The 21,014-nt window shown below is 65.4% G+C and carries 20 protein-coding genes; 6 read left to right on the top strand and 14 right to left on the bottom strand.

Annotation, left to right across the window (positions count from 1 at the left end):
• Nucleotides 1-44: 44 nt before the first annotated feature.
• Nucleotides 45-1,190 carry an FAD-dependent oxidoreductase gene (locus GV792_RS21535; RefSeq protein WP_163826100.1) on the bottom strand — a complete coding sequence of 382 codons (1,146 nt, stop codon included), beginning with the start codon at nucleotides 1,188-1,190 and terminating at the stop codon, nucleotides 45-47.
• Between the two features lie 92 nt (nucleotides 1,191-1,282).
• On the opposite strand from GV792_RS21535, the gene GV792_RS21530 reads away from it, so the two are divergent.
• Nucleotides 1,283-1,894, top strand: a complete 612-nt coding sequence (locus tag GV792_RS21530; protein WP_163826099.1) for a TetR/AcrR family transcriptional regulator — start codon at nucleotides 1,283-1,285, stop codon at nucleotides 1,892-1,894.
• 12 nt (nucleotides 1,895-1,906) lie between these two features.
• Here GV792_RS21530 and GV792_RS21525 read toward each other — a convergent pair whose 3' ends face one another.
• The gene (locus GV792_RS21525) at nucleotides 1,907-2,281 is read right to left on the bottom strand and encodes a VOC family protein (RefSeq protein WP_163826098.1); all 375 of its coding nucleotides are present in this window, start codon (nucleotides 2,279-2,281) and stop codon (nucleotides 1,907-1,909) included.
• A 333-nt stretch (nucleotides 2,282-2,614) separates the two neighbouring features.
• Between GV792_RS21525 and GV792_RS21520 the strand changes: the two genes are divergently transcribed.
• Nucleotides 2,615-2,860, top strand: coding sequence for a hypothetical protein (locus GV792_RS21520; RefSeq protein WP_163826097.1), 246 nt, complete (start codon nucleotides 2,615-2,617; stop codon nucleotides 2,858-2,860).
• Between the two features lie 82 nt (nucleotides 2,861-2,942).
• Here GV792_RS21520 and tgt read toward each other — a convergent pair whose 3' ends face one another.
• The 5 genes from tgt to GV792_RS21495 all read right to left on the bottom strand — a co-directional run bounded on the left by tgt (nucleotide 2,943) and on the right by GV792_RS21495 (nucleotide 9,098).
• A complete protein-coding gene (tgt, locus tag GV792_RS21515) occupies nucleotides 2,943-4,196 on the bottom strand; it encodes a tRNA guanosine(34) transglycosylase Tgt (RefSeq protein ID WP_163826096.1) in 1,254 nt (417 codons plus the stop codon).
• Nucleotides 4,197-4,264: 68 nt separating this feature from the next.
• Nucleotides 4,265-6,175, bottom strand: coding sequence for an ABC transporter ATP-binding protein (locus tag GV792_RS21510; protein ID WP_163826095.1), 1,911 nt, complete (start codon nucleotides 6,173-6,175; stop codon nucleotides 4,265-4,267).
• Nucleotides 6,172-7,905 carry an ABC transporter ATP-binding protein gene (locus GV792_RS21505; RefSeq protein ID WP_163826094.1) on the bottom strand — a complete coding sequence of 578 codons (1,734 nt, stop codon included), beginning with the start codon at nucleotides 7,903-7,905 and terminating at the stop codon, nucleotides 6,172-6,174. Before GV792_RS21505 ends, GV792_RS21510 begins: the two co-directional genes overlap by 4 nt.
• Nucleotides 7,906-7,967: 62 nt before the next feature.
• A complete protein-coding gene (locus tag GV792_RS21500; protein ID WP_163826093.1) occupies nucleotides 7,968-8,465 on the bottom strand; it encodes an RrF2 family transcriptional regulator in 498 nt (165 codons plus the stop codon).
• Between the two features lie 39 nt (nucleotides 8,466-8,504).
• Entirely contained in the window at nucleotides 8,505-9,098 is a 594-nt protein-coding gene (locus GV792_RS21495) for a TetR/AcrR family transcriptional regulator (protein WP_163826092.1), read from the bottom strand.
• 219 nt (nucleotides 9,099-9,317) lie between these two features.
• Here GV792_RS21495 and GV792_RS21490 point away from each other — a divergent pair, with 219 nt between their 5' ends.
• Nucleotides 9,318-11,720, top strand: a complete 2,403-nt coding sequence (locus GV792_RS21490; protein WP_163826091.1) for an MMPL family transporter — start codon at nucleotides 9,318-9,320, stop codon at nucleotides 11,718-11,720.
• A 69-nt stretch (nucleotides 11,721-11,789) separates the two neighbouring features.
• Here GV792_RS21490 and GV792_RS21485 read toward each other — a convergent pair whose 3' ends face one another.
• The 3 genes from GV792_RS21485 to GV792_RS21475 form a co-directional block, all read right to left on the bottom strand.
• The gene (locus tag GV792_RS21485; RefSeq protein ID WP_163826090.1) at nucleotides 11,790-12,053 is read right to left on the bottom strand and encodes a hypothetical protein; all 264 of its coding nucleotides are present in this window, start codon (nucleotides 12,051-12,053) and stop codon (nucleotides 11,790-11,792) included.
• Nucleotides 12,054-12,074: 21 nt separating this feature from the next.
• On the bottom strand, nucleotides 12,075-12,485 hold the full coding sequence (locus tag GV792_RS21480) for a hypothetical protein (RefSeq protein WP_163826089.1): 411 nt from the start codon (nucleotides 12,483-12,485) through the stop codon (nucleotides 12,075-12,077).
• A 390-nt stretch (nucleotides 12,486-12,875) separates the two neighbouring features.
• Complete coding sequence (locus tag GV792_RS21475) at nucleotides 12,876-13,658, bottom strand: queuosine precursor transporter (RefSeq protein ID WP_175584643.1); 783 nt, start codon at nucleotides 13,656-13,658, stop codon at nucleotides 12,876-12,878.
• 28 nt (nucleotides 13,659-13,686) lie between these two features.
• Between GV792_RS21475 and GV792_RS21470 the strand changes: the two genes are divergently transcribed.
• The gene (locus tag GV792_RS21470; protein ID WP_163826087.1) at nucleotides 13,687-14,280 is read left to right on the top strand and encodes a DUF4190 domain-containing protein; all 594 of its coding nucleotides are present in this window, start codon (nucleotides 13,687-13,689) and stop codon (nucleotides 14,278-14,280) included.
• A gap of 185 nt (nucleotides 14,281-14,465) precedes the next feature.
• On the opposite strand, the gene GV792_RS21465 is transcribed toward GV792_RS21470, so the two are convergent.
• The 3 genes from GV792_RS21465 to GV792_RS21455 are packed head-to-tail and all read right to left on the bottom strand — an operon-like array spanning nucleotide 14,466 to nucleotide 16,759.
• On the bottom strand, nucleotides 14,466-15,227 hold the full coding sequence (locus GV792_RS21465) for an RDD family protein (RefSeq protein ID WP_163826086.1): 762 nt from the start codon (nucleotides 15,225-15,227) through the stop codon (nucleotides 14,466-14,468).
• A 40-nt stretch (nucleotides 15,228-15,267) separates the two neighbouring features.
• Nucleotides 15,268-16,191: a tRNA glutamyl-Q(34) synthetase GluQRS gene (gluQRS, locus tag GV792_RS21460; protein ID WP_163826085.1), complete on the bottom strand. Its 924-nt coding sequence runs from the start codon at nucleotides 16,189-16,191 to the stop codon at nucleotides 15,268-15,270.
• A gap of 25 nt (nucleotides 16,192-16,216) precedes the next feature.
• A complete protein-coding gene (locus GV792_RS21455) occupies nucleotides 16,217-16,759 on the bottom strand; it encodes a DUF309 domain-containing protein (RefSeq protein WP_163826084.1) in 543 nt (180 codons plus the stop codon).
• Between the two features lie 439 nt (nucleotides 16,760-17,198).
• On the opposite strand from GV792_RS21455, the gene GV792_RS21450 reads away from it, so the two are divergent.
• Nucleotides 17,199-17,411, top strand: coding sequence for a DUF397 domain-containing protein (locus GV792_RS21450; RefSeq protein ID WP_163826083.1), 213 nt, complete (start codon nucleotides 17,199-17,201; stop codon nucleotides 17,409-17,411).
• Between the two features lie 75 nt (nucleotides 17,412-17,486).
• Here the strand turns inward: GV792_RS21450 and qcrB are convergent, their stop codons facing one another.
• Entirely contained in the window at nucleotides 17,487-19,103 is a 1,617-nt protein-coding gene (gene qcrB, locus GV792_RS21445) for a cytochrome bc1 complex cytochrome b subunit (RefSeq protein ID WP_163826082.1), read from the bottom strand.
• A 163-nt stretch (nucleotides 19,104-19,266) separates the two neighbouring features.
• Between qcrB and GV792_RS21440 the strand changes: the two genes are divergently transcribed.
• A complete protein-coding gene (locus GV792_RS21440; protein ID WP_163826081.1) occupies nucleotides 19,267-20,994 on the top strand; it encodes a WS/DGAT domain-containing protein in 1,728 nt (575 codons plus the stop codon).
• Nucleotides 20,995-21,014 lie beyond the last annotated feature (20 nt).

Raw genomic sequence — 21,014 nt, 5'->3', positions numbered from 1 at the left:
AGCCGCGCCTGGAAAGGCCCTCGTGCTCGGGTGGTGGCTCGAGCTCACCGGCGATCCAGCCCCGACAGGCGCCAGGCCAGGCGGCGGCGGACGGCGGGAACTTTGCCGACGAACCGCATGATCGTGTTGCGGAGCGGCCGAACCCGCGCCGAAACGGTGGCGATGTCGGTGAGCCGGCTCGCGATCGAGACCACGCTTTCGGCGGTGCCGCGGCGAGAGACGGCGAGGTCGTCGAGGAGGGTGTCCGGCTCACCTCCGAGCACCCGGGACAGTGCCTCTGCGGAGGTGATCGCGTCTTCGATGCCGAGGTTCATGCCTTGGCCACCGGCCGGTGAGTGCACGTGGCCCGCGTCGCCTGCCAGCAGGACGCGGCCGAGGCGGAAGCTGTCGGCGATGCGGTGGTGGACGCGGAAGCGGGAGCCCCACACCACTTCCTCGACCACGGCGGGGTGGGCTTTCGGGCCGCGTTCGTCCAGGAGTCGCTGCACGAAGGTGATGTCGGGGTCGTGTGGTGCTTCGTCGACGGTGGCGACGATCCGGTACCTGTCGTCCGGCAGTGGTGCGACGACGACCAGGCCTGCGGGGGAGAAGTACAGGATCACCTCGTCCTGCGGGACACCGCCGGACATCCGGACGTCGGCGAGGGTGAACGATTCGGCGTAGGTGCCACCGGTGAATCCGATGCCTGCCTGTTCGCGCACCAGGCTGTGCATGCCGTCGGCGCCGATGAGGTAGCGGGCACGGATCTGATTGCCGTCGTCGAAGGTCGCGGTGACGCAGTCGGAGTCCTGGACGACCGCGGTGACGGTGGCGGGGCGGACCACTTTGCCGTCGAGCTCGGAAAGTCTTGCCAGCAGATACTTTTCGGTGTCGGCCTGGGAGATCATCAGGGTGTAGGGGTAGGCGGTGGGCAGGTCGCTGAACGGGACGCCGATCAGCAACTGGTCACGATCACGGATGGTGAAGGTCGGGGTGTGCAGACCACGGTCGACCAGCGCGGGTGTCACGCCGTAGGGCTCGAGCAGTTCGAGCGTGTGCGGATGCACGACGGCGGCCCGTGAGGTGTTCGCGCCTTCGCTCTGGCTGTCGACGACTACGACATCGTGGCCGAGCTGTTCAAGGACGATCGCTGCGGTCAGGCCGACCGGCCCGGCTCCGACGATCAGAACGTCTGCGATGGAGTTCGTCATTTCGGTACCCCTCAGGAAGTCAACAACTGTTGGCATTCAAGGTAGGGCCGTATTCTGGCGATGTCAACAGTTGTTGGCCTACACTTGTTGATATGAGAAGGTCCTCGGGTGAAACGAAAGCCGTCATCCTCGCCGCGGCCCGTGAACGCTTCGCCGCGGATGGATACGACCGGGCCACCATTCGCGCCATCGCGGCCGAAGCGGGCATCGACCCGGCGATGGTGATGCGCTACTTCGGCAACAAGGAGCGGCTGTTCGCGGCCGCCGCGGAATTCGACCTGGAGCTACCGGATCTGTCGACGGTGCCGCGGGACCTGCTCGGTTCCACCGTTGTCGCGCACTTCCTGGAACGCTGGGAGCGCGACGAAGCCCTGCTGATCCTGCTGCGCGCCGGAGTGACCAATGAGGCCGTCGCCGAACGGATGCGGTCGATCTTCGCCGCACAGCTCGCGCCCGTCGTCGCCCGTGCGGTCGAGGATCCGCGGGACGTGCCGCTGCGGGCCGGGCTGGCAGCCTCGCAGATCCTCGGCATGGCGCTGTGTCGGTTCGTGCTTGCTTTCCCACCGCTGGTGGCGATGAACAGGCAGGAAGTCGTCGCCTGGATCGGGCCTACGCTCCAGCGCTATCTCACCGGGACGCCTGATGCGGCCGCTGCGGAGCTGCTGCCGCCGGGCCCGCCAGCGCGAATTTCGTTCGGCGACTAGACGTCCAACTGATCAGTTCGGCAACCACACCAGGCAGAACGTGTGGCCGACCGGATCGGTGTACACCCGGAAGTTCTCCGCCGCGAGAATGAACTTCGCGCCCGCCTCGAGCACCGCGGGCTCGGCGACGTCGACATCGCTGACCAGAATGTCCAGGTGGAGCTGCTGTGAAGCCTTCGGGTCGGGAAAGCGGGGCGGTTCGTATTCGGGGGCGAGTTGAAACGCCAGTCGGCTACCCTGCGGCTCGACCATCGCGACCCAGGTGTCGTCGCTTTCGCTCTCGATGATCTCCCCACCGAGTAGGTCCAGATAGAACTCCGCGAGTCGACGTGGTTCCGGGCAGTCCAGAACCACCGTCCGCAAGCCGACGACGCCGTGCAATGCCATCCGCGGCCTCCCTTTCGGTCGGGTGATCACCCGACGATTACCCGGCGGTGCGACCGGTAATCGGTCGTCGGCCGGTCGACCCGATGGCGGCGGCGGTCCGGTGACTCCGAGCAGGCTCTTGGCCCTCGCGGTCCCGGGCTGAATACTGGTTCATAGCGTCCGAGTTGATCAGGGCGCGGGCACGCTGCCGAACCTTCGCTCGGTCGGGCCGTACGCCGACCGGGCATCAGTGCCCGGTTCGGCCGCGATGGTGACACAACACCTGCCCGGCTGATAGCCACGGGCCGGGCCGGGTACCCCACCGGTACTCGGAGATGGAAGGAAGCGATTGCCATGCGCGAGCCTTCGATTCGCGCTAGATCATCGCGCGGCTTCGGCGCGAGCTTGTTGAGTTTGCTGTTGATGGTGTGGTTGGTGATCGGTTTCGTCGCGGCTTTCCAGCGCGACTATTTCACCGCAGCCCCGGCCGAATGCCGCGATTTCGCCACCATCGCGTTGACCGTGGTTGCGGGCCCACTCAACTACGCGGGCCTCAATCCGAAGGTCGAGCACTGCACACTGCCAGAACCGAGCCAGTAGTAGCTCGGTGAAGGGATCACCGCTCTCCCCGTTTGAACGGGGGTGCGCGTACGAGCATGCCTAGAGCGAAGGGGGAAACCGATCACGGCGCGGAGATCCGCCCTTTCCAGCGCCCGAGCGTCTCGGCCTGGAACTCCTCGAAGTACCCGCCGTCGATGCTGTCCCGGATCCGGTCGACCAGGCGGATGGTGTAGCGCTCGTTGTGGATCGTGCACAGCGTCGCGGCCAGCATCTCCTTGGCCTTGAACAGGTGGTGCAGGTAGGCGCGGGTGTAGTGGGCGCAGGTGTAGCAGTCGCAGTTCTCGTCGATCGGGGTGAAGTCGCGGCGGAACCGGCTGGTGTTGATATTGAATCGGCCTGCGTCGACATAGATGGCGGCATTGCGGGCCACCCGTGACGGGTTGACGCAGTCGAAGGTATCGGCGCCATTGGCGACCGCGGCGAACACGTCCTCCGGTTCGCTGATGCCGAGCATATGGCGCGGCTTGTGTTCGGGCAGTTCTGCGCTGCACCAGCCGACGATGGTGCCGAGATTGTGTTTCTCCAGCGCGCCGCCGATGCCGTAGCCATCGAACTCGGTGCCGTCCTGACCGCGGATGGTTTCCAGTTCGCGGCAGGCCTTGCGTCGCAGGTCCTCGTACTGCGCGCCCTGGATCACCGCGAACAACGCCTGGTACGGGCGGTGGGTGCGCGCGTGGGTGAGCCGTTCGTGTTCGTCGATGCAGCGCTTGGCCCACTCATGCGTTCGTTGCAGGGATTTCTCCTGATAAGCACGGGTATTGAGCAGGGTGGTCAGCTCGTCGAAGGCGAACATGATGTCGGCGCCGAGCTGATGCTGGATGCCCATCGACACTTCGGGGGTGAAGCGATGACTGGAGCCGTCGAGATGGGAGCGGAAGGTGACGCCGTCGTCGTCGACGGTGGCCAGGCGCTCTTTGCCCTTGGCGATGACGTCGTCACTGCGGACGTCGACGGCCTCCATGGCCAGCACCTTCTTGAACCCGACGCCAAGCGACATCACCTGGAAACCGCCGCTGTCGGTGAACGTCGGTCCAGGCCAGTTCATGAACCGGCCGAGCCCACCGGCCTCGTCGACTATGTCGGAGCCGGGTTGCAGATACAGGTGGTAGGCGTTGGCGAGCAACGCCTGCGCACCGATCTCGCTCATGGTTTCCGGGAGCACGGCCTTGACCGAGGCTTTGGTGCCCACCGGGATGAACGCTGGCGTGGCGATATCGCCGTGCGGTGTGCTGATCACGCCGGTCCGCCCGTACTGCCCATCGAGACGGGTACCGACGGTGAACGAGAAAGCATCGCGGTCAGACACGGGGCCCATCTTCGCAGCAGGCGCGGTGCGTCCACACAGCCGGGACCGTGGCGACGCGCGCTCGCACATCGTGCCGGCTAGGCCTCCGCTGCCGCGGCCGCGAACTGCGCGCTGTAGAGCCGGTAGTACGCGCCACGGTTCTCCAGCAGCCGTTCATGACTACCGAGCTCGACGATCTGCCCCTTCTCCATCACCACGATCACATCGGCGTCGCGGATGGTCGACAGCCGGTGTGCGATGACGAAGCTGGTGCGGTCGCGGCGCAGTGCGGAGGTCGCATGCTGCACCAACAGTTCAGTGCGGGTGTCGACGGAGCTGGTGGCCTCGTCCAGGATCAGGATCGACGGCTTGGCCAGGAACGCCCGCGCGATGGTGATGAGCTGTTTCTCACCGGCGCTGACCCCGGTGCCCTCCTCGTCGATGACGGTGTCGTAGCCGTCGGGCAACGCGTGCACGAACCGGTCCACGTAGGCGGCGCGAGCGGCGGCGAGGATATCGGTCTCGCTCGCATTCGGATTGCCGTAGGCGATGTTCTCCCGAATGGTGCCTTTGAACAGCCAGGTGTCCTGCAACACCATGCCGATGCGCGAACGAAGGTGGTCGCGGGTGATGTCGGTGATATCGACGCCGTCGATGGTGATGGCGCCCGCGTCGAGTTCGTAGAACCGCATGAGCAGGTTCACCAGCGTGGTCTTGCCCGCGCCGGTCGGGCCGACGATGGCGACCACATGGCCGGGCTCGGCAACCAATGACAGTCGCTCGATGATCGGTGTGTCCGGTTCGTACCGGAACGACACCGCCTCGAACTCCACTCGGCCGCGATCCACCGGGCGCGCGTCCTCCATCACCGGGTCCGGGCTCTGTTCTTCGGCGTCGAGGATCTCGAAGATCCGCTCCGCCGAGGCCACTCCGGACTGCAACAGGTTGGCCATCGCACCGATCTGGGTCAGCGGCTGGCTGAACTGCCTGGAGTACTGGATGAACGCCTGCACCTCACCGAGCGAGAGCTGGCCGGTGGCCACCCGCAGCCCACCCACCAGTGCGACCAGCACATAGTTCAGGTTCCCGAGGAACATGATCGACGGCATGATCAGGCCGGAGATGAACTGCGCCTTGAAGCTGGAGTGGAACAGCTGGTCGTTGCGCTTGTCGAACTCCTTGGCGACCTCGCGGCTGCGGCCGAACGCGGTAACGATCTCGTGCCCGGTGTAGGCCTCCTCGACCTGGGCGTTCACCAGGCCGGTGTACTTCCACTGGTCGACGAAATGCGGTTTGGACCGTTTGGCGATCTGCGTGGTGACCACGATGGCGGCGGGCACCGTCAGTAGTGCGATCAGCGCGAGCAGCGGCGAGATCCAGAACATCATCACCAGGATGCCGAGTACCGAGAAGACCGAGGTCAGCAGCTGGCTCATGGTCTGCTGCAAGGTTTGCGAGACATTGTCGACGTCATTGGTGACCCGACTGAGCACATCACCGCGTGGTGCGGAGTCGAAGTAGCTCAGCGGCAGCCGGTGGATCTTGTCCTCGACATCGCTGCGCAGCCGCTTCACCGTCCGGTTGATGACGTTGTTGAGCAGATAGCCCTGCAACCAGCTGAACACCGCTGCGCCGATATACAGCACCAGCACCAGCATCAGCACCCGGCCGACCGCGTCGAAATCGACGCCGACACCGGGCACGACGTCCATGCCAGAGAGCATGTCGGCGAGGGTGTTGTCACCTTGGGCGCGCAGGCCCGCGATCGCCTCGTCCTTGCTGATGCCCGCTGGCAGCTGCTTGCCGACGACACCGTCGAAGACCAGGTTGGTGGCCTCGCCGAGGATGTAAGGGCCGAGCGTGTTGAGCACCACTGACACGATCACCAGGGTCACGATCGCGATGACGCTGACCCGCTCCGGCGCGAGCCTGCGCAGCAGCCGCTTCAGCGACGGGCCGAAGGATTTCGCCTTGCTGTCCGGTGCACCCGGAACCGCCCCCGGCCTCATCGGGCCTCCTCCACACTCAGCTGCGATTCGACGATCTCCTGGTATTCCGGGCAGTCGCGCAGCAGCTGCTCATGCGTACCGATACCCGCCATGGCGCCGTCTTCGAGAACCACGATCTGGTCGGCGTCGCGGATGGTGGCGATGCGCTGGGCCACGATGATCACCGAGGCCTCGCGGGTTTCCGGGCGCAGTGCCTCGCGCAGCCGGGCGTCGGTGGCGACATCGAGCGCGGAGAACGAATCGTCGAACAAATAAATCCTCGGCCTGCGCACCAAGGCGCGTGCGATGGCCAACCGCTGACGTTGACCGCCGGACACCGTCGTTCCGCCCTGGGCGACCGGGGTTTCCAGGCCCTCGGGCATCTCCCGGACGAAGTCGGCGGCCTGAGCTATCTCCAGGCAGCGCCACAATTCCTCGTCGGAAGCGTCGGGGTTGCCGTAGCGCAGGTTGCTGGCGATGGTGCCGGAGAACAGGTACGCCTTTTGCGGCACCAGCCCGATCTGCCCGCGCAGTTGCGCGAGATCGAGGTGGCGCACATCGGTGCCGCCGACGTAGACCGCGCCGTCGGTGACGTCGATCAGTCGCGGGATCAGGTTGATCAATGTGGTCTTACCGGAGCCGGTGGAGCCGACGATCGCGGTGGTCTGGCCGGGTTCGACCCGGAACCGGATCGCATGCAGCACGGACTTCTCCGCACCCGGGTAGCTGAATTCGGCGAACTGGACGTCGACTTCGGCCGGGTCGCCACGGAAGGGCTGCGGCTGCGCCGGCGGGTGCACCGAGGAGCTGGTCTCCAACACTTCGCCGATGCGGTCGGCGGAGACGGCGGCGCGCGGGGCCATCATGGCCAAGAACGAGGCCATCATGACGGCCATCAGGATCTGCATGATGTAGGCGAGCAGCGCGGTCAGCGAGCCGATCTGCATATCGCCCGAATCGACCAGGTGCCCGCCGAACCAGATGACGGCGACCGCGGTGAGATTGCTGATCAGCATGACCGTCGGGAACATCAAGGCCATCAGTCGGCCGACCCGCAGCGAGGTCTCGGTGAGCTCGTTGTTGGCCACCCCGAACCGCCAGGTCTCCTGCCGTTCCCGGACGAACGCGCGCACCACCCGGATACCGGTGATCTGCTCGCGCAGCACTCGGTTGACCTCGTCGATCCTGGCCTGCATGGCGCGGAAGCCTGGCACCATCCTGGCGATGATGAGCGCCATGCTCAGGCCGAGCGCGGGCACCGCGATCAGCAGCACCCAGGACAGTTTCAAGTCCTCGCGCAGCGCCATGATGATGCCGCCGATACACATGATCGGGGCCATGACGAGGATCGTCGCAGCCATCACGATCAGCAGCTGCACCTGCTGGACGTCATTGGTGTTGCGGGTGATCAGCGAGGGTGCACCGAAGGTGCCGACCTCGCGGGCGGAGAACGTGCCGACCCGATGCAGCAGCGCACCTCGCAGATCACGGCCGCCGCCCATGGCGGCCTGCGCGGCCAGATATACCGAGGCGGCCGAGGCGACGATCTGCACGCCGGTCACCACGAGCATCACCAGTCCGGTGCGCCAGATGAAGCCGATATCGCCCTTGGTGACGCCGTCATCGATGATGTCGGCGTTCAGGCTGGGCAGGTAGAGCATTGCGATGACCGAGATCAGCTGCAACGCGACGACTCCCGCGAGCTGCGCTCGATAAGGAGCCAAATACGTGCGAAGCAGTGAGATCAACATGATGAATGGAGGCTACCGGCAATTCGGCAGGCGTGACGAGGACATTTGCCCCTGGACGCCGGTCAGTTACGCCCGAGTAGCTCTTGATCGTCGCGGGGCTCACGGCGAGCCCACGCGCCCGGATCGGCGGTCAGCGCGTCGATTAACCCCGGCAGCCGGTTCTCCGCGATATCCGCGATCGAGACGTCCTCGAGCACCGCACGGATATTGACGCGCAGCGCGATCCACACCCGCCGCAAGGGTTCGGCCGTGCCCGGATAGCGCACATCCTCGGGGCGTTCACCGCGCACCGATGCCAGCGGGCCCTCGATCCCGCGGATGACGTCGGCGATGGAGATGGCCGCGGCGGGCCGGGCCAGCCGATAGCCGCCGTCGGGTCCGCGTCTGCTCGTCACCAGGCCGGCCCGGCGCAGCTCGGCGAGCACGCCTTCGAGCACTTTCGGGGCGATCCGCTGCGCCGATGCGATGGTTTCCGCTTTCACCGCCGCACCGGTCCCGGCCGCGTCGGCGATCTCGAGCAACGTTCGCACCGCGTGATCGACCTTCGCGGTGATGTGCAACTGTCCGGCTCCTGACGTTGGCGACTGACGCGGTCGAATCTACGCGGTCCCGCAGGCAGTCAGCACACATGTGGCGGCGTCGAGCAGTGTCGATTCCACCAGCGAATCCGACGCGCCGGGCACGATTTCGGTGGACAGCAGCGCCACACCGAGGATTTCCAGCGCGGCGCTGGCCCGCAGCATGGCCTCGTCGGTCGGGTTCGGGCCTGCGAGCCAGCGGCGCAGCTCCCTGGTGCTGTCGGCCACGTCGGGATAGCGGTCGGCCATGGCGTTGACGATGGCGATGGTGTCGCGCATGCACATCGCGCCGGCGTCGCGGTGGCGGACCATGCCACGGACGTAGGTGCGCAGGACCGCCCGGATGCCTTCTGGGTTGTGCGGAACGGCGTCGATGTCCTCGACCACCGAGCGCATGTGGTCGATCACCGGATCGATGATCGCGAGCAGCAGATCGAGCTTGGACGCGTAGTGATAGTAGAGAGACGCCTTTGTGATTCCCACCGCATCCGCGACTTCGCGCAGGCTCGTCTGCTCGAACCCCTTGTTCGTGAAGAGCGTGACCGCGGCGTCTCGGATGGCTTGTTTAGTGCCTCCACCTGCGACAACAGTGTCCGATGAGTCACGGATGGTCATGGGATGATCCTCTCATCACTTTCGTGCCCGGCTCCGGGTGCCCGAGATATTGAGGTTGCGCCTCCGGTTACTTCCTACGGTAGTCTACCTACCGCACGGTAGGCAGAGCGCGTCAATTGGAGGCGGGGACGGCAAGCACCCGCGGCAGAGGTGCTGTCTACACGCTCCAGCAATTGAACCGACCCATAGCAAGCCAAGCGATAGCTAGGAGAGACCCCCGTGTCCGTTTATCTATACCGATGGGGAAAGCTCGCTTTCCGCCGGAAATGGATAGTGCTGCCCGTCTGGCTGCTCCTTTTGGTGCTGCTCGGCGGGGTCGCGGCGAGCCTGGCCAAACCATTCCAGGACAAGTTCGACATGCCCGGCCTGCCATCCGAGCGCGCCACCCAGATCCTCGAAGAGCACATGCCCGAATACGCGTCGGGCTTCAGCATCGACGCGATCATGGCCACCTACGTGGTCGCCGCCAAGGACGGCAAGCTCTCCGATCCGAACAATATGGCCGCCCTCGACGCGATGGTCGCGAAGTTCAACGCGCCGAAGCTGGGTGAGCAGGAGATCGTCGATCACACCCGGCCGATCGTCAACCCGGTCACCGCCACCCAGATGATGCCTGCGAGCACGGAGGCCGCCAAGGCGCAGGCCGAGGCCATGGCCGCGCTGGAGCCCGGCCAGACACCGCCGATCCCGTCGCCCAACTGCCTCGACGATCCGGGCGCACCCGATTTCAAAGGTATGTGCTCCGGTGCGCCGCTGAATGTGCTGAACGAGCAGAACCCGGGCACCGTCGCGGTCATCGACGTGCCGTTCACGATCGCGGAGTTCTCCGACATCAAGCCCGAGCATCGTGAGGCCGCCGAGGCCGTGGCCGGTCAGGCCCGCGAAGCCGGCCTGACCGCCGAGATGACCGGCGTGCTGGCCCAGGAACAGCCCGAACAGGGTTCGGCCGAGATGATCGGTATCGGCGTCGCGCTGATCGTCATGATCATCGCCTTCGGCGCGCTGATCGCCGCCTTCGTGCCGATCATCACCGGCATCGTCGGTGTCGGCGCCGCAGGCCTGGTGATCCTGATGGGTACCTCGCTGACCGCGGTCCCGACCTTCACCCCGATCCTGGCCTCCATGATCGGTCTGGCGCTGTCGATCGACTACGCGCTGTTCATCGTGTCCCGGTACAAGCACGAACTCGTCGTGCAGGATTCGCCCGAGGAGGCCGCCGGTGTCGCGGTCGGCACCGCGGGTTCGGCAGTCGTGTTCGCCGGTCTGACCGTGCTCATCGCGCTGCTCGGCCTGAGCATCGTCGGCGTCAGCTTCCTGACCGCCATGGGTATCGGTGGTGCGATCGCCGCGGCGTTCGCCGTCGTCACCGCCATCACCCTGCTGCCCGCACTGATGGGCGCGTTCGGCCGGTTCCTGTTCAAGCCGAAGGTTCCGTTCGTCGCCAAGCACGATCCGGAGGACGACAACTCGGTCACCAACGGCATGCGGTTCGCCCGGCTCATCGCCAAGGCTCCCGCCGCCACGCTGATCCTGTGCGTCGTAGTGCTCGGTGCGCTCGCCGCACCGGCGCTGAACCTGAACCTCGGCCTGCCCGGTGGTGACAGCGCGCCCAAGGATTCGTCGGTCCGCAAGGCCTACGAGTTGCAGACCGAGGGCTTCGGCGAGGGCAAGAACGGCATGCTCGTGGTGGCCGTTGATATGTCCGAGGTGCCGCAGGATCAGCGCGATGCCGCACTGACCGAGCTGCGCGACCGGTTGTCCGGTTACGAGGACATGGACTACCTGACCACGGCCCAGCCGAGTGAGGACGGGCAGGCGGCGCTGTTCATGGCGGTGCCCAAGTCCGGCCCGAACAGTGAGGCCACCCAGGATCTGGTCGCCGATGTCCGTGATGCCGAGGGCGAATTCACCTCGAAGTACGGCATGGAATACGGCATCACCGGCCAGACCGCGATCTACGCCGACGTCAACCACGTGCTGCTCGCCAGCATCGTGCCCTACCTGGCGATCGTGGCAGGAGCGGCCTTCCTGCTGCTGGTGCTGGTGTTCCGGTCCATCCTGGTGCCACTGACCGCAGCACTCGGCTTCCTGTTGTCGATGGCGGCCACCTTCGGTGTCACCGTGCTGTTCTTCCAGGAGGGCGCGCTCGGTCTCATCGAGGACACCCACCCGATCATCAGCTTCCTGCCCATCATGTTGATCGGCATCGTGTTCGGTCTCGCCATGGACTACCAGGTGTTCCTGGTGACCCGCATGCGTGAGGAATTCGTGCACGGCAAGTCGCCGAAGGACGCGATGATCGACGGCTACCACCACGGCGCCCGCGTCGTGACCTCGGCCGCGATCATCATGATCTCGGTGTTCGCCGGGTTCATGCTGTCCTCGGATGTCACCTCGAAGTCCATGGGCTTCGCGATGGCGGCGGGCGTGTTCTTCGACGCGTTCCTCGTCCGCATGGTGCTGATCCCATCGCTGCTGGTGCTGATGGGCAAGTGGGCCTGGTGGCTGCCTGCCTGGCTGGACAAGATCGTGCCGGATATCGACGTGGAAGGCACCAAGCTGCGCGAACTTCAGCAGCGCGAGGCCGAGGCCGCGAAGAAGCCGGTGGAAGCCAGGGTCTGACAGACAAGGCCTCCGCCCGACAGATTCGACCCCGCCCGGCTCGCCGAGCGGGGTCGAATCGTTAGATCATCAGGCGAACGGATCTCCGGATAACCCACCGATACGAACCAAACCGACTCCGCCACGTTCATCAACATCGATGACCACGTAGATCGTGTAGCGCCAGCCCGGCGTGATCGTTTTGCCAACCCACTCGATCACGGTCTCTACTTCCGCGCCGGTGATCTCATACTCGTATGAGCATCGCGCGTCGGTATCCCAGAGGTAGACGCGAAAGGTAGGATCGTCTACCTCCCAGCGACCGTCACGCGGATCGACTACTTCAACTTTCATGACTCCCTGCCGTCGATACGATCAGCCAATACGGACCAGTGTCGTAACGTTCTTTCCGATCGTGCCCTGCGGATTGATGATCTGCCCCACGGAAAGTCCCTGGTAGTAGCCGCTTTCCTTCACTTGTCGATCGTTGCGATCAGGCGTGTAGAACGTCGCTGCCTTGTTCGCTTGGATCGTCCTGGTCTCCTCCGAGCTGGTAACAGGAGTCGGCTTGCCATCGGCCGTCGGCGCATAGAGCAGCACACCTTGGATCTTGACCGTAGCCGTCTTGTTGCAGATCACCCTCGTCTTGAAGATAACGCGCCCGTCGCCCGCTCCACCTGACCTGTGTGGGTTATTCGGCGTCGCGGTACAAACCGTTGGCTCGTCCTTCGTATGCACTGCGGGCTCAGCGGCCGCTGATGCTGGCAGCGCGGCAAACAATGTCACCGATACGAACCCGACTGTAGCGATAGCGACGGATGACCGAGCACTCATACGTATACCCCCAAACTCTCGGGTCGCGTCCGCGAACCCATTGAAGAGCGCGTCCGATGGCACGACCTATATCTGAATCTAACTGTGACGCACCGTGATGCCTTTATCAGGCCGTCACTATGGTTGGACGATATTGGAGCACGATCGGTTCCATCATCCTCAAGAAGTTTCTGCATGCGCCACGATCGAGCGGAACTTCGAAAGCTCACCAGGCCGTCGAGGGTCGGAAGTCGATGGACACCTCGATGTCGCTGCCCGGGCGACGGGCGCGAACTTGGCCGTGGGCGGACACATCGACTGTCGGGCCGGACGCCAACAGCGACGAGCCGCGCGGCCCGTTCTTCACGAGTGCAGCGGGTCGAAGTCCTTTGGCGCGTAGCTCGGTTCGTGCTTCTTGAGCAGTGCGATCACCCGATAGGTGATCGGCATGACCAGGATCTCGACCAGCGTTTTCCACAGGAAGCCGATGATCACGTAGTTGGCGAACTGCGCCCAGCTGTCGATACCGATGGCGGTGGCGGCGATCGAGCAGAATATGAGGGTGTCGGCGAGTTCGCCGACCACGGTGGAGCCGATCAGCCGAGCCCATAGATGCTTTTCCCGGGTCCGCTCCTTGATCAGCACCAGTGTCGCCGAATTCAGCAGCTGGCCGACGAAGTAACCGGCGAGCCCGGCCGCCACCAGCTGCGGCGTGGTGCCGAGGACGGTGCGGAAGGCTTCCTGGTTCTCGTAGAACACCGCGGGCGGCAGCTGGATCGCGATGGCGAAACACACAACCATCAGCAGCAGCGCACCGAATCCGTAGTAGATGGCGCGACGGGTGGCGCGGAAGCCGTAGACCTCACTCAGCACGTCGCCGAGGATGTAGGCCAGCGGGAAGAGGAAGAACGCGCCGTCGGTGGTGATGGGCAGCACCTCCAGCGGCCCGAGCGTCACCGAATGGTCGGTGAAGAACTGCACGCCCTTGGTCGCGCAGACGTTGGAAATGATCAGCGTGGCGGTGAACAGCGCAACGATGGGGGTGTAGTAGCCCCGCGCGACCTGGGCGTATGCCGCATGGTCCGACGCGGGGCGTCCAGACTCCCCGTGCTCTGCGGGTTTGGTCGAATCACTCACCCGCCTCATCCAACCAGGTTTGCCATATGGTGTATCCATGACCAATCCGGGCGATTCCGACGAATGGTGGAAGCAGTACGGCGGCCAGGGCGTGTCGTCGGAATCAGGTGGCGCCGGTTCGGTCCCGCAGCACCCCGCAGCAGAACAGCCCGGGTATCCGTCGGGGCAGCAGTACCCGGCGGCACCGCAGTATCCGTCGCAGCCGGGTGCGCCCGCGCAGCCGCAGTATCCGGCGGGATCGCAGCCGCAATATCCGGCGTACCAGCAGCCGGCGGCTGATCCGTACGCACAGCAGGCTTATCCGCAGCAGGGGTATCCGCAGCAGCAGGGGTACGGGTATCCGTATCAGGCCGGGTATCAGCCTTATGGCATGCCGCCGGTTGGCACCAACGGCATGGCGATCGGGTCGCTCATCACCTCGTGCATCGGGCTGTTGTGCTGTGGTCTGCTGATCGTGCCCCTGGTCGGATTGATCCTCGGTCTCGTCGCCCTCAATCAGATCAAGCAGTCCAGGCAGGAGGGCCGCGGCCTGGCGATCGCCGGTATCTCGGTCGGCGCGGTCGGCCTGACCATCGGCATCCTGTACTGGATCCTCTACATCGTGGGTGTGGTGAGCGGGTTCGGTACGTAAACAGCCGCGACCTGGTCATCGAGATCGCCGCGAATCGGCGGACAGCACACCCTGATCGGTGAGGCCGCTCGAAGAGTCATACCGCCTGGTGATTCGACTGGTCGCACGGACAACGAAGGGGCGCACCGGTTTCGGTGCGCCCCTCGTCGTATCTGTCACGCCGTCGGCAACGACGCGGTCAGCGGTCAGCTCTTGACGACCTGAGTTCCGCCGGCGAACTTGTCGTGCCAACCCTGCTTGTTCGGGTCCTGCTCGATGGTGATGGCCATGTAGATCATCAGACCGACGGCGATCAGCGGTCCGAGGCACGGCACGATGGCGATCGCCAGATACGCGTTGCGCTTCAGCGAAATCTCCGGGCTGATCTTGGGAGCGCCGCCAGGGGCGACGACCCGCATGCCGAGCAGCTTCTTACCCAGCGACATGCCGCCGTTCATCTCCATCAGCACCATGTAGGCGAGGATGACGATGTACATGATCGGGTAGCCGAGGAACAGCATGGCCATCGGGCTGTCCGCGAAGACGACGCCGAGGATGATGCCGGGGATGATGCCGGCGATGAGCGAGTCGATAACGCGTGCGCCGAATCGCGGCCACAGCTCACCCGGCTGGCCACCGAACCCGGGCTGATACCCGTACTGGCCCTGCGGAGCCTGACCATACTGCTGCTGCGCGTACGGGTCCTGCTGCGGCTGCTGACCATACTGCGGCTGCTGACCGTACTGGGCCTGCTGGCCGTGGGGGTCCTGCGGCTGCCCGTACTGCGGCTGCCCGTACTGCTGCTGGGGCTGTTGGGGCTGCTGGCCGTACTGCTGTTGGGGCTGCTGGCCGTACTGCTGTTGGGGCTGCTGACCGTACGGCTGTTGGGGCTGCTGCCCGAATTGCGGTTGCCCGTACGGCTGCCCGCCCTGCGGATACTGGTTGGGGTCGTACCCACCGCTTGTCATATGTAATCCTCGTCCGTCGAAAGATCGGTCGCTGGGTACGTTACGGACAACGATCATGTTGCAACAACCCGTCCGGATCGAGCGTCCAGGGCTCGGAGGGCAGGTCGGCGGGGTCGAATTCGGTCAGCAGTTCGGGCGCGGTGTGGCCGGTGTAGCCGAGCGAGCGGGCCAGCGCCGACACCACCTGTTCGGTGGTTTCGCCGAGTGCGTGCCGGTCGGCGAGGGTGACCGCGCCGTCACGTTTGGCCAGCCGCTGCCCAGATTCGTTGAGTACCAACGGGACATGCGCGTAATGTGGAACTTCCAGTCCGAGCAGCGTGGCCAGATACGCCTGGCGCGGGGTGGACGGCAGCAGGTCGTCGCCGCGCACCACCTGGTCGATACCTTGCTCCGCGTCATCGACGACCACTGCGAGGTTGTAGGCGGGGATGCCATCGCCGCGACGTAACACCACATCGTCGACCGAGCCGCGGTAGCGCCCGTGCAGTTGGTCGGTCACCTCGAATTCGGTCACCGATGCCCGAAGTCGCAAGGCGCCGGATCGGCCCTCGGTGCGTTTACGTGCACGTTCGGCATCGGACAGGTCGCGACAGGTGCCCGGATAGGCGCCCATCGGCCCGTGCGGAGCGGTGGCGGCCTGCTGGATTTCTCTTCTGGTGCAAAAGCATTCGTAGGTGAGGTCCGCGGCGGTGAGCCGGTCGATGGCCGCGGTGTAGTGCTCGAGGCGGTCGGATTGGCGGACCACCGGCAGGTCCCAGTCCAGGCCGATCGCCGCCAGGTCGGCCAGCTGACGTTGTTCGGCGCCGGGCCGTACCCGGTCCAGATCGTCGACGCGCACTACGAATCGGCGTCCGGAGCTACGGGCGAAGAGCCAGGCCAGCAGGGCCGTTCGCAGATTGCCCAGGTGTAGGTCACCGGAGGGGCTCGGCGCGTATCGGCCCGCGGGAGCGAGGTCGGTCGGCATGCCGGTCATGGTAGGTGCGGTCCGGTCATCGTCGTGGTGAGGCGGTACCGCACAGGCGTGGCTTGAGCCGGTCCTCGGTGATCGGTGTACCCGTGTCCAGATCTGCGAGCAGGGTTTGCGCGTACGCGATCAGACCCGCTGCATCGATGCCATACGGAATGGGATCGGCGGTTTCGCCACTCCTTTCGGTGTAATCAGAATCACTCTCGAAGTCGCCACCAAATGACGAAAGACGGTTTATCGCTCGCGTCAGAAGGGTATGTGCGCCCTTCGCGTTCCCGCGCTGAATGTGGGTGAGCCCCACGGCATACTGCGCCAGTCCCTGCCACAGCATCCGTTCGGCGAACGGTCCGTTCTTCCAGGCCGCCTCCAAAACCTCATGTGCGTTGAACGCGAGGCCATCGTTCAGCAGTTGCTGGGCGAAGGAGAGAGTTTGCTGGGGTGGCAGATTCAAGTCATCCGGAATTCGCGGCACACCCTCGCTACCCGGTGGCAGCGGCCGTCCGAAGCGGTCTCGCGGACGGGCGTTGAGTGCGCGACCTGTGGCGTCGCGATCACGTTCGACCATGTCCTCCATGATCCACGCCCATCCGGCGTTGCGCTCGCGCGGTGTATCGGTCTGCGCATTTATGACCGATCACAGGCCAATCACATCGGATGAATACTTCAACCGCTGAAACCGTCTCAGAAAGAAAGCTCTCCGCTGGCAATGTTTCCGCAACGACAAAACTTCGCAAGCTTGGCAAAAGTGTTGTGGTAGTGGGCAAGAGCCCGGCAAACTATGGATGAACCTGCTAGGGTTCACTGCGCGGTGCCCGCCCACGTGGGCGTTTTCGCCGCGCAGCCCGTGCGTTCCCGTAAATGCGAGTGCAGGCAGGCGCACAGGGGAAGTTGCGCGCTATCACCAGGCGCACCACGGCGTTCGTCGTTCGGTGTCGGATGCCGGTTGATCGGAGCAAGTCCGAAGTCAGAACAAAATATCGTGACGCAGCAAAGGAGTCGGTGCCGTGGAGGTTGATTTGTCGGGGGCTGTGTGGCGGAAGAGCCGGCACAGTGGCCCGGACGGGAACTGCGTGGAAGTCGCGCAGCTCGTCGACGGCAACGTGGCGGTCCGGGACACCAAGGACAGCGGGAACGGACCAGTGCTGGCCTTCGCACCCGGCGAGTGGGACGCATTCCTAACCGGCCTGTCCAGCGGCCAGTTCGGACGCCGACAGTAGCGTCGGGCCGCAGCCGGAACACACAGCATCACGGGCCCCGGGTCGAGTCGGACTCGGGGCCTTCGCAGTGCCGGATCAGCGTTCGGACTCGATGTCCTGTTGCCTGCGCAGGACCGCGAGCTGACGGTGCTCCTCTTCCTCCTCGATCGCCAGATTGCGATCGGATTCCGCCCGCGGATCGGCCCGCAGCAAACTGCCGGTGCCCGGTTTGCCCGCCAAGCCGAGCTTGTTCATCTTCTTGGGCACCGTCGCACCCTGGTACTCCAATGGGATCGGGTGGCCGTGCTCGTCGACCGGACCCAGTGGCTGGTGCACCTCGATGTACTCACCGTGCGGCAGCCGCTTGATCACGCCGGTCTCGATGCCGTGCTCGAGCACTGCTCGGTCGCTGCGCTGTAAGCCGAGGCAGAACCGATAGGCGAGGAAGTAGGCGATCGGCGGGCCGAGCAGCAGGCCGATACGACCGGCCCAAGTGGTCGCGTTGAGCGAGATGTTGAACTTGTAGGCGATGATGTCGTTGACGCAAGCCAGGGTCAGGACCACGTAGAAGGTGATGGCCATGGCGCCGATCGCCGTGCGCACCGGGACGTCACGGGGGCGTTGCAGCAGATTGTGTGCGGCTCTGTCGCCGGTCAGGCGTTTCTCGATCCACGGGTAGGCGATCAGCAGGACGAACACCAGGCCCATGGTCAGTGCCACCCAGGTCACGGCGGGGACGGTGTAGCGGCCGAGGTAGAGCTCCCACGGCGGCATGAGCCTGGCCAGGCCGTCGGTCCACATCATGTAGAAGTCGGGCTGCGAACCGGCCGACACCTGCGATGGGTTGTACGGGCCGAGATTCCAGATCGGGTTGACCTGGAGCAGTCCGCCCATCACGCCGACGACGCCGAGGGTGAAGGCGAAGAACGCGCCCTGATCCGCCGCGAACACCGGCACGATGCGAGCACCGACCACATTCTTCTCACTGCGTCCCGGCCCCGGGTACTGCGTGTGCTTCTGGTACCAGACGATCGCGATATGGGCCGCGATCAGCGCGAGCATGATGCCGGGGAACAGCAGTACATGTGCGACGTACAGGCGGGGGATGATGATGTCGCCGGGGAAGTCGCCGCCGAATATCAACCAGTGCATCCAGGTGCCGATCACTGGGAGTCCGAGGGTGATCCCGGAGAACGCGGCCCGCAGGCCGGTACCTGAGAGCAGGTCGTCGGGCAACGAATAGCCGAAGAAGCCCTCGAACATCGCCAGGATCAGCAGCAGCGAACCGATCACCCAGTTCGCCTCACGCGGTTTGCGGAACGCGCCGGTGAAGAAGATGCGCAGCAGGTGCACGATGATCGAGGCCGCGAACAGTAGCGCCGCCCAGTGATGCACCTGGCGTACGAACAGACCGCCACGCACCTCGAAGGAGATGTTCAGCGCCGTCTCATAGGCCCGCGACATGCCAACACCGCGCAGCGGCTGGTAGGCGCCGTCATAGGTCACGTGCGCCATGGATGGGTCGAAGAACAAGGTCAGATACACGCCGGACAGCAACAGAATGATGAAGCAGTACAGGGCGATCTCACCGAGCAGGAACGACCAGTGGGTGGGGAAGACCTTGTTGATGGAGCGCTTCACGAATGCCGCGGCGCGATATCGATCGTCCACCGCGTTGGCCTGCGAACTAATAGTGCGAGCTAGTGCAGCCATAGCCGACACCCGACCCTGGATAGAGTGATTGGGGGTTCTACTACAGACGGTAGCACTGCCCGTGGGCCCAGTCGATGGTTTCTGCCCACCTCCGCCGTCTCGCCGCCGTGTCGTTATCGTCGGCCCAGTGGGCGAGCGGAGCGGGCGAACGGTGAACACGGCCATGAGCACGGTCCGGCCGCAGGACGCGACGATGTACTGGCTGTCCCGCCGCACCCGAAACGACCTGTTCCTGCTGTACTGTTTCGCCGAATCCGAGCTGAGCACCGACCAGCTGCGCTCGGCGATCGAACATCGCAGCGCCGCCATCCCCGACCTTCGCGTCCGCCTGCGCCCCGCACCGGCCGGTCTCGCCTACCCCGCCTGGGTTCCCTGCGGGTTCGACCACGAACAGTTCGTCGAACACGAGCTCCCACAGGATGATTGGGCACATCTGGAAGACGCTCTTGGTGAACTGCTCGGGAGCGGCGTCGACGCCGCCGTGCACCCGTGGCGGATCCATGTCTTTCGCAGGGTCACAGGGGCGCCGCGGCCGGCGAAGGTATCCGACGACGACATAGGGCTTGCTGGGTTCGCTGCCGCAGCCCCGGCCGGAACGCACTCCGGCAGCGGCTCACGTATGGGTTCCGTCCCGCCTCCGAGCAGGGCACATGACGGTAGCGGGCCGGGTGAGTCCGCCGATTCGCAACCGGTGACCGTCGCTGTCTTGCAGATGTCGCACGCCTTGGCCGATGGCAAACGTGCGGCCGGCTTGGCGCGCGCTCTGTTCGCACCATCTGAGGTGCGGCATGCGGGTTCGCAGGCACGGGGCCGCGCCGGGCTCGCCGACGATGCGCGACCCGCTCGATGGGGCGATCGCAGCCGCACGCGGACAGGTGCCGTCGATTCGGACGGACTCCGTCCGCCGACCCAACGCGCCGTATCCGCGGCGGCCGACCTGGCGCGGTCCGGTGCTGACACGGTTCGGCTCGGGGTGGCGGCGATCAGCGTTCCTGTTGGGATGGTTCGCACAATGGTCGGCGGAGTTCGCGCGTACCTGGCGCAACGGGAATTGGCGGAGTTGACTGCGGCGGGGGAGTTGCCGGAGGCGGGTGGGGGCTTCGCGCCCAGCGTGCTGAACGGGCCGGGGGAGGTCCGCGGGCATCGGGTGCGGATGATCGTGTGCCCCGAACAGCGGCTGCGGGTGCCGGGTTTCAGCGTGACGGTCGTGGCGTTGACCGCGGTGTCCATCGCATTGGCGCGGTATCTGGAACGCCGGGATGCGCCGATGGACCGGCTCGGTGCGCAAGTGCCGATGGCACTGCCGACGCCGCACCCGGTGGACAGGCGCGATGAGAACCTTGTCCGCCGCGTCTCGTCCGCCATCGGTGATGTGTTCGCGCGGCTCGCGCGGGCGCCACGCAACAATTACCGCAGCCTCGGTATCGACCTGTATGCCGGCGAACCGAACGTGCGTCGGCGCGCCGAACACATCGCCGCCGATCTGGCCGCCCGCCGCACCCGCGCCGCCCACCCGCTGCTGTCGGTGCAGGACCGTGTCACCGCGGGACTGCCGGCCCCGATCCTGCGCCGTGACGTCGACCGCTACCCGATCGACACCGTCCCCGACTTCATTGCGGGCCACACCGTGGTCTCCAGCGTCCACCGGGGCCCCGCCGACCTCACCTTCGGCTCGGCGCCCGTGCTGTTCACCGCCGGCTTCCCGGCGCTCGGCTCCGTTATGCACTTGACCCACGGCATCCACGGCCTCGGCGACACCATCACCCTGTCCATCCACGCCGACCCCGAGACCGTCCCCGACCTGGACCTCTATGCCGAACTGCTCCGCGTCGCCCTGGAAGAGGTGAGCGCCGCCGGCCGCGGTCCGAGAATCGGTCCGGCCGCCTGCTGATCAGATCTTCCCCGCCGCGA

Origin of the sequence: Nocardia cyriacigeorgica (assembly GCF_010868145.1) — a bacterium.
GTDB classification, from domain to species: Bacteria; Actinomycetota; Actinomycetes; order Mycobacteriales; family Mycobacteriaceae; genus Nocardia; species Nocardia cyriacigeorgica_D.
Note: the sequence above shows the minus strand (reverse complement) of the source record. Positions and strands in the feature narration are given on the sequence as shown.